18 protein-coding genes are annotated in these 16,667 nt (G+C 63.6%); 6 read left to right on the forward strand and 12 right to left on the reverse strand.

The genetic code is table 11. The annotated features are described in order from the left end of the window. Positions 1–111: 111 nt before the first annotated feature. Both AC0L3U_RS02235 and AC0L3U_RS02240 read right to left on the reverse strand, forming a co-directional pair. On the reverse strand, positions 112–561 hold the full coding sequence (locus tag AC0L3U_RS02235) for a DsrE family protein (RefSeq protein ID WP_473360515.1): 450 nt from the start codon (positions 559–561) through the stop codon (positions 112–114). A 31-nt stretch (positions 562–592) separates the two neighbouring features. Beyond that, a complete protein-coding gene (locus AC0L3U_RS02240) occupies positions 593–1,213 on the reverse strand; it encodes a hypothetical protein (RefSeq protein ID WP_473360516.1) in 621 nt (206 codons plus the stop codon). Positions 1,214–1,517: 304 nt separating this feature from the next. On the opposite strand from AC0L3U_RS02240, the gene AC0L3U_RS02245 reads away from it, so the two are divergent. Beyond that, positions 1,518–3,056: an SUMF1/EgtB/PvdO family nonheme iron enzyme gene (locus AC0L3U_RS02245; protein WP_473360517.1), complete on the forward strand. Its 1,539-nt coding sequence runs from the start codon at positions 1,518–1,520 to the stop codon at positions 3,054–3,056. Positions 3,057–3,073: 17 nt separating this feature from the next. Then, entirely contained in the window at positions 3,074–3,517 is a 444-nt protein-coding gene (locus tag AC0L3U_RS02250) for a DUF4399 domain-containing protein (RefSeq protein ID WP_027519761.1), read from the forward strand. 4 nt (positions 3,518–3,521) lie between these two features. Here the strand turns inward: AC0L3U_RS02250 and AC0L3U_RS02255 are convergent, their stop codons facing one another. From AC0L3U_RS02255 to pqqA, 10 genes are all read right to left on the reverse strand, one after another. Next, complete coding sequence (locus tag AC0L3U_RS02255; RefSeq protein ID WP_018454076.1) at positions 3,522–4,577, reverse strand: 2-oxoacid:ferredoxin oxidoreductase subunit beta; 1,056 nt, start codon at positions 4,575–4,577, stop codon at positions 3,522–3,524. A 172-nt stretch (positions 4,578–4,749) separates the two neighbouring features. Continuing rightward, entirely contained in the window at positions 4,750–6,597 is a 1,848-nt protein-coding gene (locus tag AC0L3U_RS02260) for a 2-oxoacid:acceptor oxidoreductase subunit alpha (protein WP_473348020.1), read from the reverse strand. Next, a complete protein-coding gene (locus AC0L3U_RS02265) occupies positions 6,567–8,366 on the reverse strand; it encodes an FAD-dependent oxidoreductase (protein ID WP_473360518.1) in 1,800 nt (599 codons plus the stop codon). The genes AC0L3U_RS02260 and AC0L3U_RS02265 overlap by 31 nt, the downstream gene beginning before the upstream one ends. Before the next feature lie 351 nt (positions 8,367–8,717). Beyond that, positions 8,718–9,395 (reverse strand): hypothetical protein, encoded by a 678-nt coding sequence (locus tag AC0L3U_RS02270; RefSeq protein WP_473360519.1) that lies wholly within the window; start codon positions 9,393–9,395, stop codon positions 8,718–8,720. Positions 9,396–9,407: 12 nt separating this feature from the next. Beyond that, positions 9,408–10,394, reverse strand: a complete 987-nt coding sequence (pip, locus tag AC0L3U_RS02275; RefSeq protein WP_473360520.1) for a prolyl aminopeptidase — start codon at positions 10,392–10,394, stop codon at positions 9,408–9,410. Further along, positions 10,384–11,583 carry a pyrroloquinoline quinone biosynthesis protein PqqE gene (gene pqqE, locus AC0L3U_RS02280; protein ID WP_473360521.1) on the reverse strand — a complete coding sequence of 400 codons (1,200 nt, stop codon included), beginning with the start codon at positions 11,581–11,583 and terminating at the stop codon, positions 10,384–10,386. Before pqqE ends, pip begins: the two co-directional genes overlap by 11 nt. Next, positions 11,580–11,891 carry a pyrroloquinoline quinone biosynthesis peptide chaperone PqqD gene (gene pqqD / locus AC0L3U_RS02285; protein ID WP_247287867.1) on the reverse strand — a complete coding sequence of 104 codons (312 nt, stop codon included), beginning with the start codon at positions 11,889–11,891 and terminating at the stop codon, positions 11,580–11,582. Before pqqD ends, pqqE begins: the two co-directional genes overlap by 4 nt. A 6-nt stretch (positions 11,892–11,897) precedes the next feature. After that, positions 11,898–12,689: a pyrroloquinoline-quinone synthase PqqC gene (gene pqqC / locus AC0L3U_RS02290; RefSeq protein WP_473360522.1), complete on the reverse strand. Its 792-nt coding sequence runs from the start codon at positions 12,687–12,689 to the stop codon at positions 11,898–11,900. Next, the gene (pqqB, locus tag AC0L3U_RS02295; RefSeq protein ID WP_473360523.1) at positions 12,686–13,615 is read right to left on the reverse strand and encodes a pyrroloquinoline quinone biosynthesis protein PqqB; all 930 of its coding nucleotides are present in this window, start codon (positions 13,613–13,615) and stop codon (positions 12,686–12,688) included. Before pqqB ends, pqqC begins: the two co-directional genes overlap by 4 nt. Positions 13,616–13,733: 118 nt before the next feature. Next, positions 13,734–13,814, reverse strand: coding sequence for a pyrroloquinoline quinone precursor peptide PqqA (gene pqqA, locus AC0L3U_RS02300; RefSeq protein ID WP_007595659.1), 81 nt, complete (start codon positions 13,812–13,814; stop codon positions 13,734–13,736). Between the two features lie 249 nt (positions 13,815–14,063). On the opposite strand from pqqA, the gene AC0L3U_RS02305 reads away from it, so the two are divergent. From AC0L3U_RS02305 to AC0L3U_RS02320, 4 genes are all read left to right on the forward strand, one after another. Beyond that, a complete protein-coding gene (locus AC0L3U_RS02305) occupies positions 14,064–14,321 on the forward strand; it encodes a DUF6894 family protein (RefSeq protein WP_007595657.1) in 258 nt (85 codons plus the stop codon). A gap of 208 nt (positions 14,322–14,529) precedes the next feature. Beyond that, positions 14,530–15,930 (forward strand): amidase family protein, encoded by a 1,401-nt coding sequence (locus tag AC0L3U_RS02310; RefSeq protein ID WP_473360524.1) that lies wholly within the window; start codon positions 14,530–14,532, stop codon positions 15,928–15,930. Positions 15,931–15,932: 2 nt separating this feature from the next. Beyond that, positions 15,933–16,409: a glutathione peroxidase gene (locus AC0L3U_RS02315; protein WP_473294010.1), complete on the forward strand. Its 477-nt coding sequence runs from the start codon at positions 15,933–15,935 to the stop codon at positions 16,407–16,409. Then, positions 16,406–16,663, forward strand: a complete 258-nt coding sequence (locus AC0L3U_RS02320; protein WP_007613756.1) for a DUF3297 family protein — start codon at positions 16,406–16,408, stop codon at positions 16,661–16,663. The genes AC0L3U_RS02315 and AC0L3U_RS02320 overlap by 4 nt, the downstream gene beginning before the upstream one ends. The last annotated feature ends 4 nt before the right edge of the window (positions 16,664–16,667 follow it).

Here is a 16,667-nt window from a genome sequence, read left to right on the forward strand (position 1 = left end):
CGATCGAAGCTGTTGTCTCGCATCTGAATTCTCCCCGTACAGGATGAATTCGATCAGCGAATTAGTGAACATGCACAGCAATGACGGCGGGAAGGCTGCGCGAGCCGGACCCTACGGCCGCAGATAGAGATAGCCCTGCGACTGGAGCTCGGCCAAGCGGACGACGCCGCCTTTCTCCGCGCTGACGAAGCCCGGCAGGAGATCCGTGAGCGTGACGTTCTGCGCCTTCATCGTGTTGCCGCAGGCGGCAAGCTCGACGCCATCCTTGGAGAAATCGCCGACGCGCTTGCTGATGTCAGGGTTGGCTTGCGCCGAGTGAAACGCCTTCAGCGCCGGCCCGTGGATCACCAGCGCGATCGTCACATGCTCGGGGCCGCCGACGCCCTCGATGTGGTTCTGGATGTTGCCGAGCACGAAGTTGACCTTCTCGGCATCGCTCAAATGATAGACCACCTTCAGCTTGTTGCCTGTGCCGGCTTCGGTCGCGGCCTTGGCGCTGGAGGCGCCAAGCGCCGCGCCCAAGCCCGAGATGGCGCTCCACAACATGTTCCGGCGGTTCATGACGATCTCCCTCGATTGCGCCGGACACATATCATTTGTGGCGGAGCGCGGCGAGTTCCTTGCGGTCGGTCACGAGCGAGGCGCATTCCTTGTTGTCCGTTCGATCCAGGCGGAAAATCCCGTCGTCGGCACCGGCGACCAGTGACAGTTCGGCATCCTCATCCGGCTTGTTGTTCTGCCAGACCCTGACGCGTGCCAGCCGCACGATCGCCGATTTGTCGTCCTTTGAGAGCGCGACGCCGATGCCGCCGCCCTCGCAGTCGACGCCGCAACCGAGGCGGATTTCGGTGCCGTCCTTGGTGAACACGGCGTGATGACAGGAGCCGCTGGAGTCGAAATCGCCGGAGCGGTGACGATATCTGAAGCCGAGGCGGAAGGAGTTGTGGAGCTGCTTGTCCTCCGTGTCCAATTCGGCCGAGATCAGCAGCTTCATCGAAGCGACCTTCTGCTTCGGATGGCGCGCCAGATGCTCGGCGTCGTAGCGCCGCACGAAGCAGGCATAGGCCTTGCTGCCGGGTGCGCCGGCATACATGCGCGCGTTGAAGGTCTCGGCTTCGGACTTGTTGGCCTCACGGATATCGTCAGCCTCCTCAGCGTGAGCGGCGCCGCCGAGCGCGGCAAGGAGGACGGCAGCAAAAAGAGAAAGCTTCATGATGGCCTCGCATGCAGCAACTGAGCGGTACGCTGTAGACGCGGCCCAGGTGCGACGCGTTCATGGTCCGCACATCACTGACACGATCATCGGCGGAGCGAGGTGACTGGTTCCACGCCGGGCATTAGTCGTCGATGGGGTCATGAAGGTTCATTCGATGTGACGCCTTCGCCTTTCGGAACTCGACGCCCTGCGGTTCTTCCGACATTGCCCGACTTCATCGATGTGATAGCCTTCACAGACGATCGCCTCTGGCGGTTGTAGGCTGGGGGCCTGCCTTGTAAGTTTGTGGAGTCCCCCCGCGATGGGCGAAATTCGCAACTTCAGATCCGGGAATGACGAGCCGCCCACGCACGGCCCGATGCCTCGTCGTCTCGCGGCCATCATTGTCGGTGACATCGCTTCCTACAGCCGCCTGATGCAGGCCGACGAGGAGGGCACGCACGTCCGCGTCAAGCGGATCGAGCGGGATCTCATCCAGCCCAGCATCGTCGAACACCATGGAAATCTTGTGAAGACGACGGGCGATGGCTTCATCGCGATCTTCGACAGTCCGGTCGAGGCCGTGCGATGCAGCATCGTCATCCAGCAGAATCTCATCGGCCGCAACGCCTCGCTTCCGAAGGAGACGAGGATCGAGTACCGGATTGGTGTCAATCTCGGTGACGTCATCGTGGAGCCGGATGACGTCTACGGCGATGGTGTCAACATCGCGACGCGCATCGAGGGCATCGCCGAGCCAGGCCAGGTCTTTATCTCCGGCGCGATCTACGAGCAGATCAAGCACAAGGTCGTGTGCGGTTACGAGTCGCTCGGGGACCGCAAAGTCAAGAACATCACCGATCCCGTGCGCGTCTATAAAGTGCTGCCGGATGCAGACGCGGTCGGCAGGACGCGGGGACGGCGCGAGAATGCTCTGATCTTTCTCCTGGGAATCACGCTGTCGGTGATGGCCGCCGGCGTGCTGTGGTATCTGCTGGCTCAGGCGCCGGGCAGGGTGGGCGAGCAGGCCGCCGTCACACCCGTTTCTCCTGCCGCATCACCGAGCCCGCAGCCTCCGCCGCGCGAAGCGACGCCGCAGACGCCGCAGCCTTCTCCCTCGTCGGCTTCATCACCTCCATCGCCGGCTCCCGCGTCAAGTCAATCGGCAAGTCAGTCGCCAATCCCCATCCGCGAACCCGAGATGGTCGCCATTCGCGGCGGCAGCTTTGCGATGGGAAGCAACGACGACCCGACCGAGCGTCCTGTCCATCAGGTGACGGTCAAGCCGTTCTCGATCGGAAAATATCCGGTGACCGTGCAGGAATGGAACGAGTGCGCCGCTGCAAAGGCGTGCGGCTTCACGGCCATCGGCAAGGACGATGCACCGGTCAGCAATGTGAGCTGGACCGACGCGCAGCAATATGCGGCCTATCTCGCGCAGGCGACGAAGAAGACTTATCGGCTTCCGAGCGAAGCCGAATGGGAATATGCCGCGCGGGGCGGAACGCAGACCAAATATTGGTGGGGCGACAAGCTGCAGCCGGGCATGGCCGGCTGCAAGGATTGCGGTGATCTCGCGGCCGAGCAGCCGGCGAAGGTCGGCAGCTTCAGGCCGAATCCGTTCGGGCTCCACGACATGGGCGGCGGCGTCGATCAGTGGGTCGAGGACTGCTGGCACAAGACCTATCAGGGTGCGCCCGGCGACGGCTCGGCATGGAGCAGCGGGGACTGCAGCGCTCATGTCCTGCGCTCGGGCTCCTGGAAGAACGATTCGCGATATGTGCGGCCGTCCAACCGCGACGGCTACGACACCAATGTTCGCTATCCCACGCACGGATTCCGCGTGGCGCTCAGTCCCTAAGTGGTGGAGTTGGTTTGATGCAGATCTTTCGTTGCGTCGCGCTGGCGGCGGCGCTCGCATTGCTCCCGGGGGCAGCCTTTTCACAAGGCAAGGCAGCTCCCAAGGACGCCAAGCTCTATTTCATCACCCCGCATGACGGGCAGAAGGTCCGTGGCGGATTCTGGGTGCGGTTCGGCTTGCGCAACATGGGAGTGACCCATGCCGGCGACGAGTATCAGAACGCCGGTCACCATCACTTGCTGATCGACGTCAACGACCCCATCGATCCCAAGGAGCCGATCCTGCAGGACAAGTCGCATCTGCATTTCGGGGCAGGGCAGACCGAAACGCTGCTCGAGCTTCCGCCCGGGACGCACACGCTTCAACTCGTGCTGGGCGATGCCAGGCACTATCCGTTCGAGCCGCCCATCGTGTCGGAGAAGATCACCATACGCGTCAGGCAGCCCGCCACGGCACGGTAAGCGATCACCGCAGGCTGGCGTTGAACTTGTCCAGCGCCGCGGAGCCCGGGCAGAGCGTGTCGGCTTCCAGCGTGTTGAGCGGCGTCTCGACCGTGTTGAGATGCTCGTGCAGATCTTCCGCATCAGGGTCGACATAGAGCAGGCCGGTGACGATCTGTCCCTTGGCGGCGTGCTTTTGCAGGAAGGTCTGGGCGCCGAGCCGGTCATGCGGATCGTAGTCGGCGTCGATCTTGCGCAGCGCGATCCTGCTGCCGTCATGCTGCTCGACCATTTGCACCGTGCCCGGTGCGTAATCCACCGCGATGGGATCGCGGCCGACCAGCACGTCGAGCCGGTTTACCGCATCATTGTGCTCGCGGACATAGTCGAAGCTCTTGGTGGAGCCGGCGTGGTTGTTGAAGGCGATACACGGGCTGATGACGTCGATGAACGACGCGCCCTTGTGGCGGATCGCGGCGGCGATCAGCGGCACGAGCTGGGTCTTGTCGCCGGAGAACGAGCGCGCGACGAAAGTCGCCCCCAACTGCAGCGCGATGGCGACGAGGTCGATGGCGTTGTCGGTGTTGGTGACGCCCTTCTTGCTCTTCGAGCCACGGTCGGCGGTCGCCGAGAACTGGCCCTTGGTCAGACCGTAGACGCCGTTGTTCTCGACGATATAGGTCATGTTGACGCCGCGCCGGATCGAATGCGCGAACTGGCCGAAGCCGATCGAGGCGGAATCGCCGTCGCCGGAGACGCCGAGATAGATCAGGTCGCGATTGGCGAGATTGGCGCCGGTCAGGACGCTGGGCATGCGGCCGTGCACGGAGTTGAAGCCGTGCGAATTGCCGAGGAAATAGTCCGGCGTCTTCGACGAGCAGCCGATGCCCGAGATCTTCGCAACTCGGTGCGGTTCGATCGAAAGCTCATAGCAGGCCTCGATGATCGAGGCCGTGATCGAGTCGTGGCCGCAGCCGGCGCACAGCGTCGAGATCTTGCCTTCGTAATCGCGATGGGTGTAGCCGAGCTCGTTCTTCTTCAGCCCGGGATGGTGGAATTTCGGCTTTGCAATGTAGGTCATGACAGTCTCTCTCTGCTCCCTCTCCCCGCTCTTCGCGGGGAGAGGGTCGGGGTGAGGGGCTCTTTCGACGAGCTCGACTCGTGGTGAGTCCCCCTCACCCGGATTGCTGCGCAATCCGACCTCTCCCCGCACGCGGGGAGAGGTGATTGCATCCGATGCCTGCGCCTTACCATCATGACACGGCCTTGCGGAGCGGGGTCACCTTGAGGTGATCCTGGTGGTCGCCAATGGCTTTTGCGATGAAGCGGGCGGTGATCGGCGAGCCGTCGTAATGCACGATCGGCACCAGCCGCACCGGGTCGATGCCGTTCTCGTTGACGATGAGCTGGCGCAGCTGGCTGTCGCGGTTCTGCTCCACCACGTAGACGAAATCGTGCTCGGCGAGGAAGCTCGCTACGCTCGAATGGAACGGGAAGGCGCGGATGCGTAGGCGATCGAGCTGATGCCCGCGCGCTTCCAGCAAGCCGATCGCCTCGTCCATCGCCGGCGTGGTCGAGCCGAAATAGATCACGCCGTATTTGGTCGGCCGTTCCGCATTGGCCTGGAGCGGCCGCGGTACCAGATCCTGCGCGGTCTCGAACTTGCGCATCAGCCGCTGCATGTTGTCGGCGTAGACCGAGCCTTCCTCGGAGTAACGCGCATAGCGGTCACGCGACGTGCCGCGGGTAAAAAAGGAGCCCTTGGTCGGATGCGTGCCGGGATAGGTTCGGTACGGGATGCCGTCGCCGTCGACGTCGAGATAGCGGCCGAAATCGCGGCCTTCGTCCAGCATCTCCGCAGTCATCACCTTGCCGCGGTCATATTGCTTGGAATCGTCCCATTTCAGCGGACGGCAGAGCCGGTGGTTCATGCCGATGTCGAGGTCGAGCATCAGGAAGATGGTGGTCTGGAGCCGCTCGGCGAGATCGAAGGCCGCGGCCGCGAACTCGAACGCCTCGGCGGGATCCTCGGGGAATAGCAGCACATGCTTGGTATCGCCATGCGAAGCATAGGCGCAGGCGATGATGTCGCATTGCTGGGTGCGGGTCGGCATGCCCGTGGAGGGGCCGGCGCGCTGGATGTTCATGATCACGGCCGGGATTTCGGCGAAATACGACAGGCCGATGAACTCGGTCATCAACGAGATGCCGGGGCCGGAGGTCGCGGTGAAGGCGCGCGCGCCGTTCCAGGAGGCGCCGATCACGATGCCGATTGAAGCGAGCTCGTCCTCGCCCTGCACGATGGCGTATTTCGCCTTGCCGGTTTCCGGGTCGTGCCGGTACTTCTTGCAGTGCGCGGTGAAAGCCTCGGCCACCGACGAGGACGGCGTGATCGGATACCAGGCGCACACCGTGGCGCCGCCATAGACGGCGCCAAGTGCGGCGGCGCTGTTGCCTTCGATGAAGATGCGGTCGCCGACCTTGTCGGACTTCTTCACCCGAAGCCCGGTCGGGCATTTCAGATTCTGCAGCGCCCAGTCGCGGCCCAGATGCAGCGCGTGGACGTTGGAGGACAGGAGCTTCTCCTTGCCCTTGTATTGCTCGCCGATCAGCTGCTCGATCAGCTTCGGATCCATGTCGAGCAGCGCCGAGAGCGCGCCGAGATAGATGATGTTCTTGAAGAGCTGGCGCTGGCGCGGATCGGTGTAAGTCGAGTTGGTGATCGCGGTCAGGGGGACGCCGATCACGGTGATGTCGTCGCGGAATTTGGTCGACGGCATCGGCTTGGTGGAATCATAGAACAGATAGCCGCCGGGCTCGATCCCGGCGACGTCCTTGTCCCAGGTCTGCGGGTTCATGGCGACCATCATGTCGACGCCGCCGCGGGCGCCGAGATGGCCGTCTTCGGTCACCCGCACCTCGTACCAGGTCGGCAGGCCCTGGATGTTGGAGGGGAAGATGTTACGGGGGCTCACCGGAACGCCATGGCGCAGGATGGCGCGCGCAAACATCTCGTTGGCGCTGGCCGAGCCCGATCCGTTGACGTTGGCGAAGCGGACGACGAAGTCGTTTACGCTGCTGATCGGCTTTTTGTCGGACATGTCGAACCCGCTTGAGTCATCTCGATCAAATATTTCTGCATGTCCCAGGCGCCGGTGGGACAGCGCTCGGCGCAGAGCCCGCAATGCAGGCAGACATCCTCGTCCTTGACCATCACGCGCCCGGTCTTGAGGTCGCTGGACACATAGAGATCCTGGTCCGGATGCAACGAGGGCGCTTTCAGGCGCTGACGGAGATCGCCTTCCTCGCCATTGTCAGTGAAGGTGATGCAGTCCATCGGACAGATGTCGACGCAGGCGTCGCACTCGATGCAGAGCGAGGTCGAGAACACGGTCTGGACGTCGCAGTTCAGGCAGCGATGGGCTTCGCCCAGCGCAAGCTTGACGTCGTAACCGAGCTCGACCTCGGTGCGGATGTCCTTCAGCGCGATCACCTTGTCGCGATGCGGCACCTTGTAGCGCTTGTCATTGGAGATGTCGTTGTCATAGCTCCATTCGTGGATGCCCATCTTCTGTGACGAGATGTGCACCTCCGGCAATGGTCGCTCGGTGACATCCTCGCCCGAGAGCATCTTGTGGATCGACAGCGCGGCGTCATGGCCCTGCGCCACCGCCCAGATGATGTTCTTCGGCCCGAACGCAGCGTCGCCGCCGAAGAACACTTTTGGATTGGTGGATACGAACGTCTTCGGATCGACCTTGGGCATGTGCCATTTGTCGAACTCGATGCCGCAATCCTGCTCGATCCAGGGGAAGGCGTTCTCCTGGCCGACCGCGACCAGCACGTCATCGCATTCGATGGTCTGGTCCGGCTCGCCCGAGGGCACGAGGTTGCGGCGGCCCTTGGCATCGTATTCGGCCTTCACCTTCTGGAAGGTGATGCCGGTGAGCTTGCCGTTGTCATGGACGAAAGCTGTGGGAACGAGGAAGTTGAGGATCGGGATGTCCTCGTGGAGTGCGTCTTCCTTCTCCCAGGGCGAGGCCTTCATCTCCTCGAAGCCGGAGCGCACGACGACCTTCACCTCTTCGCCGCCGAGGCGGCGCGCGGTGCGGCAGCAATCCATCGCGGTGTTGCCGCCGCCGAGCACGATGACGCGCTTGCCGATCTTGTCGGTATGGCCGAACGAGACCGAGGACAGCCAATCGATGCCGATATGGACGTTGGCGGCGGCTTCCTTGCGTCCGGGAATGTCGAGCTCGCGGCCGCGCGGTGCGCCGGAGCCGACGAAGATAGCGTCATACTTCTCCGCGAGCAGCGCCTTCATGCTCTCGATGCGGTGGCCGCCCTTGAAATCGACGCCGAGACCCAAGATGTAGCCGGTCTCCTCGTCGATGACTGAATCCGGCAGGCGGAATTTCGGGATCTGCGAGCGCATCATGCCGCCGGCTTTGGGATCGGCGTCGAACACCGTGCAGTGATAGCCGAGCGGCGCGAGATCGCGGGCCACCGTCAGCGAAGCGGGACCGCCGCCGACGAATGCAACGCGCTTGCCGTTCTTGGCTGAGGGCCGCGGCAGGCGTTGCGTGATGTCATCCTTGAAGTCAGCGGCGACGCGCTTGAGGCGGCAGATCGCGACCGGGGTCTCCTCGACGCGTCCGCGGCGGCACGCCGGCTCGCATGGACGATCGCAGGTACGTCCCAGAATTCCGGGAAACACGTTCGATTTCCAATTGATCATATAGGCGTCGCTGTAGCGGCCTTGGGCGATCAGTCGGATGTATTCGGGAACGGGAGTGTGCGCAGGACAGGCCCATTGGCAATCGACTACTTTGTGAAAGTAGTCGGGGGCCGCAATATCGGTCGGTTTCATTCCTACCCTGTCCGCGCAGGCTCAAAGACCCGGCGGCCTTTTCTTGAGCTTGGCGAACGCTAACGCGCGGCGATCTGGTTTCTGAATGACGTCATTGGGTTAGCTTATTAGAACCGGTCCGAAGTACAACGGCAAATTTGGGGGGTCACCGGCTTTCATGGGAGCCCAGCGCGCACATCATTAATGGCCGCGCGAGATGCGTGCGATGCAACATGTATACTTTGCCCTATCCTCGTCATTGCGAGGAGCCCTTGCGACGAAGCAATCCAGACTGCGACCGCGGAAAGACTCTGGATTGCTTCGCTGCGCTCGCAATGACGGCGTTGGCGGCAGCGCAGCAATGTCCCCACGTCAGCCCCGCGCGATGTCGCTCTTCGCGAGGTCCCACATCAGGCTGTAGGTGCCGACCGACACGGGAGGCGGGAATGGCGAGGCGGCAGGGCCGGTGAAGCGCGCGGCAATCACGGCCGAGACCGCGCCGACATGCGTGCCGTCGATCAGCACGAACCAGTCGCGCGCGCCTTCGTTGCGCACCGCCGGAATGTCCGCCGTCGCGCCCGACAATTCCGGTTCGCTCTCGAGCAGATGCATCGAGATGATGCCGTCGTGCTTGTCCGGCGCCAGCCGTTCTTGCAGTGCGTCACGCCACCCGGCTGCATTGTCCGGCGTCGGCCGCAGCCGGACCACGCCGAGCGCCGCGCCGCGGCCGGTACCGTTGCTGATCGTTATGCGTGCGACCACGCGCAGCATGTCCTTGAAATGCGCCATGCTCCGCCGCGACCATTCGGTTTGATTGGCGAGCCGCGCCCGGTAGGCGGGACTGTCGAGCACGTCGAGTGTCGTGGTTGAATACAGCGAGAGATATTTGGGATTGGCCGCGTGCGCGACATAGCGCCGCGCCTCCAGAAAGCCGTCGATCGCAACGCGCTCTTCGAAATGCTCGCGATCGTACCAGCGATTGAAATCGGCTTCATCTGAAACATCGATGTTCATCGACGTCAGCGGCATGCCTTGACCTGCGAGTGGCATGTCCTTGTCCCGCTATCGCGAAATCCTCGAAGCGATATCCGCGATCGACTTCATGACCGCGTCTCGCACGCCGGTATCATAGAGCGAATGGCCGGCTTCTTCCACGACGCGAATCTCGGAACCCGGCCACGCTTTCGCGAGCGCCTGCGATGTCTCGGGAGGGCACAACAGATCGTAGCGGCCCTGGACGATGATGCCGGGAATGCCGTCGAGCTTGCCGGCATTCCGCAATAACTGGTTCTCCGTCATGAAGCTGTCCTGGACGAAATAATGCGCCTCCATGAACGGCGTCGCCGGCAATGTGCGCCACACGTTCAGCGACGCCAGGTCGATCCGCGTCTTTGCCGCCTTGTGCTCCGACAGGGCGCGCTCGGTGTCGTGCCAGGCGCGCGATGCGGGGCCATGCACGGCCGGATCGGTATCGAGGATGCGGCGATAGTAGGCTTCCACCGGCCGCGCGCGTTCCTCCACCGGCAGCACGCTGAGAAAATCCTCGTAGAGCGCGGGGTAGAATTGCGACAGGCGCGAGGTGAAGGCGGTCTCGACTTCAGCACGCGTGCCGAGAAACGTCGCGCGGAGCGCAATCCCGGAGACGCGCTCGGGATGGGCCTGCGCATAAGCCAGCGCCAGCGTCGCGCCCCAGGATCCGCCGACCACCATCCAGCGCGCGATGCCGAATTTCTCGCGGATCTTTTCCATGTCCGCGATCAGATGCTGCGTGGTGTTGTGCTGGCGCGATCCCTTCGGCCGGCTGCGGCCGCAGCCACGCTGGTCGAACAGCACGGCATGGAAACGGTCGGGATCGAACAGCCGGCGGTGGTCGGGCTGGCAGCCGCTGCCGGGGCCGCCATGCAGATAGACCGCGGGGATTCCGTCGGTGCGGCCGACGCTCTCGACATAGAGCTCGTGGCCGTCGCCGACGTCGAGCATTTCGGAGGTCAGCGGTGCAAAGGGATCGGCGCGCTTGCCTGAGCTGGCCGCGTCGGCGTCAGGCACCATTCTCGGATTCCAGGGTGCCGCCGGCGAAATTGCGGTAGAGGAAGCGGTTGGTGTCGCCCTCGGCCTCGCGCTCGGCCTGCTTGAAGATGGTCTCGTGCAGCGGCGACAGCGCACAGGCCGGATCGGTGTTGGCGGCGTCACCGGTCAGCGCAAAGGCCTGGCAGCGGCAGCCGCCGAAATCGATCTCGCGGAATTCGCAACTCTTGCACGGCTCCTTCATCCAGCCGGTGCCGCGATAGCGGTTGAAGGCGTCCGAGTTCTGCCAGATCCAGGCGATCGAATGGTTGGAGCGCACCGATTCGAAGTCGAGCCCGGTGATGCTCTCGGCGGCGTGGCAGGGCAGCACCTTGCCGGCCGGCGAGATGTTGAAGAACTGCCGGCCCCAGCCGCCCATGCACTTCTTCGGCCGCAGCGCGTAATAATCGGGCACGACATAGTCGATCGTCAGCCGGCCCTTCAGCCGCTCGCGCGCCTCCTCGACGATGCGGGTGCACTCGTCGAGCTGCGCCACCGTCGGCATCAGCGCGGCGCGGTTCTTCAGCGCCCAGCCGTAATATTGCACATTGGCAACCTCGAGCCGGTCGGCGTCGAGATCGACCGACATCTGGATGATATCGGGCAGCTGATGCAGGTTCTGCCGGTGCATCACCGCATTCACGGTGAGCGGCAAATCGAGCTCGCGCGTCCATTTTGCCACTTCGAGCTTTTTGCGGTGCCCGTTTTTGTAGCCGCCGACGCGATCGGCGAGGGCTTCTTCAACGCCCTGGAAACTGATCTGAACGTGGCAGAGCCCGGCATCGGCCAACTCGCTCAGCCGCTCGCGCGTCAGCAGCACAGCCGAGGTGATGAGGTTGGTGTAGAGGCCGACGTCGCTCGCATGCTTGACCAGTTCGACGAGGTCCTTGCGCGCCGTCGGCTCGCCGCCGGAGAAATGCACCTGGAGCACGCCGATCTCGGCGAGCTCGCTCAATACCTTCTTCCATTCCTCGGTGGTCAGTTCCTTGCCCGAGCGGTCGAGCTCGACCGGGTTGGAGCAATAGGGGCATTGCAGCGGGCAGCGATGGGTGATCTCGAGCAGCACGGCGAGCGGAATGCCGAACGTCTCCGCCGTCGAGCGGCTCTTCTCCAGCACCGCGAGGCTGTCGCTGCCGTCGGGCGGAATGGTGGGATTGCCGAGCACATCGCTCATGACGTCTTCTCCCGGGCCTCCGTGAGAAAGCCCTTGTCGGCGAGGTCCTGCAGCATGACGATGACGTCGGCCAGGATCGCCTCGCGCGGCGCGGCGTATTTTGCCGCGAGCTGGTCGGACATTTCGCCAACATTGCGCTCGCCGTCGCAGAGCTGCAAGACCTCGACCGCGATCTCGTCCGGCGCCAGTACGCGTTCGGGCGCCAGGATCACCCAGACCTTTCGCGTCTCGTCATATTTCAGCTTGGCGTGCCGCGGCAGCACAGGCCGGCTGGTCTCACTGACGCTGATGTTGCGCGGCCCGGCCATTGTTCCTCAGCTCGCCTTTTGCTGTTCTTGGGGCACGAACGCGCCCGGCGGAATGTGACCCTCGACATAGGCGTGTTGGAGCGCGTCGAGCTGCACCCAGAGCACGTTGGTCTTGAAGATCAGCGCGTTGCAGACGGACGCGCGTTGTTCGGGCGTGGTGGCATGCGCCTTGACATAGTCGAGCGCAAACCCGGCGTCGCGCGGCGCCTGCGCCAGCCGGCGCTTGAAGTAGCTCATGATGTCAGGATTGACGAAGTCATAGTGCTCCAGCATGCCGGCAATGCGCTCTTCGTGCAGGTTCGGCGCGAACAATTCGGTGAGCGAGGAGGCGATCGCCTCCAGCGGCGACTTCTCGCGGCAATAGTGCACGTAGGCTTCCACCGCAAAGCGCGTCGCCGGCAGGATGCCTTCGGTCGATTCCACGTAAGCCGTGTCCAGCCCGAGGCCGTCAGTCAGCTTCAGCCAGCGCTCGATACCGCCTTCGGAGCCGATATCGCCGTCATGATCCTCGATGCGGTGGCGCCATTCCACGCGCGTGGCGCGGTCGCGGAAGCGCGAGATCACCACCGCGTCCTTGATCGGGATGGTGCTCTGGTAATAATAGCGGTTCAGCGCCCAGGCCTGGACCTGGCCCTTGTTCAGCTTGCCGCCGTGCAGCATCTTATGGAACGGATGCAGGCTGTGATAGCGCGTCGCCCCGATATGGCGCAGCGCCGCCTCCAGCTCCTCGGCGCTAGTCAGCCTGATGTCCTTGCCGACCGAGAGCGCGGTCATTCCACTCAGTGACGCGGCATTCACAGCACGATCTCCGTTCCGTCAGCGGGTATCTGCCAGCCCGCCGCTTCAGCGGCCTTGCGCTCGGGGGAAGCGGGCAGCAGCGCCGGGTTCGAGTTATTGATATGCAGAAATATCTTCCTGTCGAGTGTGAGGTCGGCGAGCCGCGCGATGGCGCCGTGGTCGCCGGACATCGCGACATGGCCCATGCTCTTGCCGGTCTTGTGGCTAAGTCCAGCCTTGATCATCTCGTCGTCCTGCCACACCGTGCCGTCGAAGAACACCAGCGCGGCGCCATCGATCTCGGTCTTGAGTGCGTCGGTGATTTCGGCGCAGGCGGGGATGAAGTAGAAGCATTTGCCGGTCGATTTGTCGGTGATCTTCAGCCCCAGCGTGTCGCCCTCGCCGTTGTCGCCGCCCGGATGCGCCTTGCCTTCCAGGTACCAGGCCGATTTGCCCGAGACCGCGAAGGGCAGCACCTCAAGCCCTGAGCGCGCCCCGTCCGGCAGCCGCGGCTCGAACGGCTCATTGATGCCGACCGGCTGGCGCTGCACGTTCTTCTCGTTCAGCACGTTGAAGATGCTGTTGGCCTTCAGGATCGCCAGCACCTTCTCATGCGCATAGACCGTGAAGGGCGAGCCCTCGCGCATCGACAGCAGGCCTGCCACCGCGTCCACTTCGCTGTTGGTCAGGATCACGCCTGCGATCGGCGTGTGGCGCAGCGCGCCTGCCTTCGGATGCAGCTGCGGCGTGGCATTCAATTGCTGGCGGAGGTCGGGGGAGGCGTTGATCAAGAACCAATGCTCGCCGTCGCCACTGAAGGCGACCGAGGCTTGGGTCCGCTGCAGCTCTTGGCCGTTTTCACGGGCCGCCCGGCAGCCCTCGCAGCCGCAATTCCATTGCGGCACTCCGCCGCCGGCTGCGGCGCCCAGGACGACGACGCGAAGCATGATCCGTCTCCTGGAAGCAATGTCGCGAGGTGGACCTCACGCAAACACAAATCCTGTCTTCCGGACATGCATCGTGACCGAAAGATCCACCTGCGCAGAATGCAAACTCACCAACCGCTTACTTGCGGGTGGCGCTCACATACATGTTGATTTCCATGCCACAGGGCACTTCGACGATCTTCGGGGCTTTCCAGGCCATTTCGGCTCTCCATTTTCGAGATTTCGGACGTATCCGCCCGAGGCTAAGTTACTGCGAGCACAAAAGTTCGCCAGTGAAATTTTCCCGAACAAGGGCATATTGCGCCGCGAGAAAAACGCGGGGAACAGTACTTTCTGGTGATGCGGCCCTGCGCTCGGCGCATTCGGTCGCGAACCCTGTCCTGATAAAGCAGTTGTGAGTGCAGTGCAGCTTTCAATCCGGTACCGGCGACCCAACTGGAACTTCGTGATGCCCAGATATTTCTTCAACACCCGTATCGGCAACGAACTGATCGTGGATCCCGAGGGAGAGGATTTGCGCAATCCCGACCGTGCCTGGGAGGTCGCCCGCCAGATGATTCTGGAGGTGCTGAGATCGGAAGGCACCCAGCCGGCCCTGCTCGAGGCCGTCATCGAGGTCACCGACCGCGAAGGCGAGATCGTGCTCGAATTCCCCTTCACCGAGGCATTGCTGGACATCCCGGACCAATCCGCCACGCGGCATTAGCTCCCGACTCTCTCCCCGTCATTGCGAGGAGCCCTTGCGACGAAGCAATCCAGACTGCTTCCGCGGAGGCAGTCTGGATTGCTTCGCTGCGCTCGCAATGACGGAGAACGAGGCCTCACCCGGCATCCCCCGCCCTTCGCCCCTGCGAAATCCGCATGGCTTTGCCGCGTTCCCGGGGCTAAAAGACGCCGGTTAAACGGAGCAAGTCATGCAAGATCTCTGGCGCCTGTCGGCGGCCGACCTCGCCAACCTCGTCAAAAGCAAAAAGGTCTCCGCCAGGGAGGCCGCGCAGGCGGGCCTGGCCCGGCTCGACGCCGTCAATCCCAGCCTCAACGCCGTGATCGACCACCGGCCGGAGGACGTGCTCAAGCAGGCCGACGCCGTCGATGCCGCCATTGCGCGGGGCGAGGACCCCGGCGTGCTCGCCGGCGTGCCCGTCACCATCAAGGCCAATGTCGACCAGGAGGGCTTTGCCACCACCAACGGCCTCAAGCTCCAGCGCGACCTGATCGCGCGCGAGGACAATCCGGTGGTCGCCAATTTCCGCAAAGCCGGCGCCGTTCTGCTGGGGCGCACCAATTGTCCGGCCTTCTCCTATCGCTGGTTCACCACCAATCTGGTCCACGGCGACACCAAGAACCCCCGCGACGCCTCGCTGACGCCGGGCGGCTCGTCCGGCGGCGCTGGCTCGGCGGTCGCGGCCGGCATCGGCCATATCGCCCATGGCACCGACATTGCGGGCTCGATCCGCTATCCCGCCTATGCCTGCGGCGTGCATGGCCTGCGCCCGACGCTCGGCCGCATCCCGGCCTTCAATCCGGCCCTGCCGGAGCGTCCGATCGGCCCGCAGATCATGGCGGTGTCGGGGCCGCTGGCGCGCACCGTCAACGACATCAGGATTTCGCTCGCGGCGATGTCGGCCCGCGATGTCCGCGATCCCTGGTTCGTGCCGGCACCGCTGGAAGGCCCCTCGCGTCCCAAGCGCGCCGCGCTGTGTCTCAATCCGGACGGCCTTGCGACGGCGCCCGAGGTGAAGGCCGCCGTCATCGACGCCGGCAAGCGGCTCGAGCGTGCCGGCTGGACCGTCGAGACAATCGAGAACACCCCGCCGATGCGCGAAGCGGTCGAGTGGCAGATCAAGCTGTGGCTGGGCGACGGCTACGAGGCGCAACTCGAAATGGCCGAGCGTGAGGGCGATCCCGGCGCGCTGGCGTGCCTCAACGGCAACCGCGGCAGGGTCACGCCGATGGACCAGGCCAATTACGCCAAGGCATTGACCCGCCGCGCCACGCTGACCCGCGACTGGATGCTGTTCTTCGAAACCTATGCCGTGCTGCTGACGCCGGTCTCCGGCGAGCTGCCGTTCCCGGATCATCTCGACCGCAAGGACGACGAGTCCTTCAAACGCGTCTGGGAAGCACAGCTGCCGCAGATCGCCATTCCATTCATGGGCCTGCCGGGCCTCGTGGTCTCCACCGGCCTCGTCGGCAAGGCCCCGGTCGGCGTACACATCGTGTCCGGCCGCTATCGCGAGGATCTCTGCCTGCTCGCAGGCGAGGCGATCGAGGCGGGCGGCGTGCCCCCGTCGCCGATCGACCCCGTGGGTTAGCGATGTCCGTGATCTACGACTTCAAGGCCAACTCGCTTCTCGGCGAAGAAGTGCCGATGCGCAGCTTCGAGGGACAGGTGCTGCTGATCGTTAACACCGCGAGCAAATGCGGCTTCACGCCGCAATATCGCGGGCTGGAGGATCTGCATCGCGACCTGTCCCCGCGCGGCTTCTCGGTGCTCGGCTTTCCCTGCAACCAGTTCGGTGCGCAGGAGCCTGGACCGGCGAGCGAGATCCAGGCGTTCTGCTCGACCAATTACGACGTCACCTTTCCCCTGTTCGAGAAGATCGAGGTCAACGGCAGCAATGCGCATCCGTTGTATGAGTACCTGAAACGCCAGCAATCCGGCCTGCTGGGCGCCTCCATCAAATGGAATTTCACCAAATTCCTGGTGGATCGCGCCGGCAAGGTGGTTTCGCGCTATGCGCCGACCGCGCGGCCCGAAGGATTGCGGCAGCAAATCGAGACCCTGTTATGAGCGAGACAATCATGAGCGACGAATTTCCGGACCGCCTCTCGGTCGATCCGAACAGCCCCTTTTACAATGCGGACATCCTGGCGCGGGACGTCGGCATCCGCTTCAAGGGTGTCGAGAAGACCAATGTCGAGGAATACTGCATCAGCGAAGGCTGGGTTCGCGTCACCGCAGGCAACGCCAAGGACCGTCACGGCAATCCGCTGACCATCAAGGTGCACGGCCCGGTCGAGCCGTATTTCAGGGATAAGAAGTAAGTAC

The organism is Bradyrhizobium sp. Kon69 (assembly GCF_055807515.1).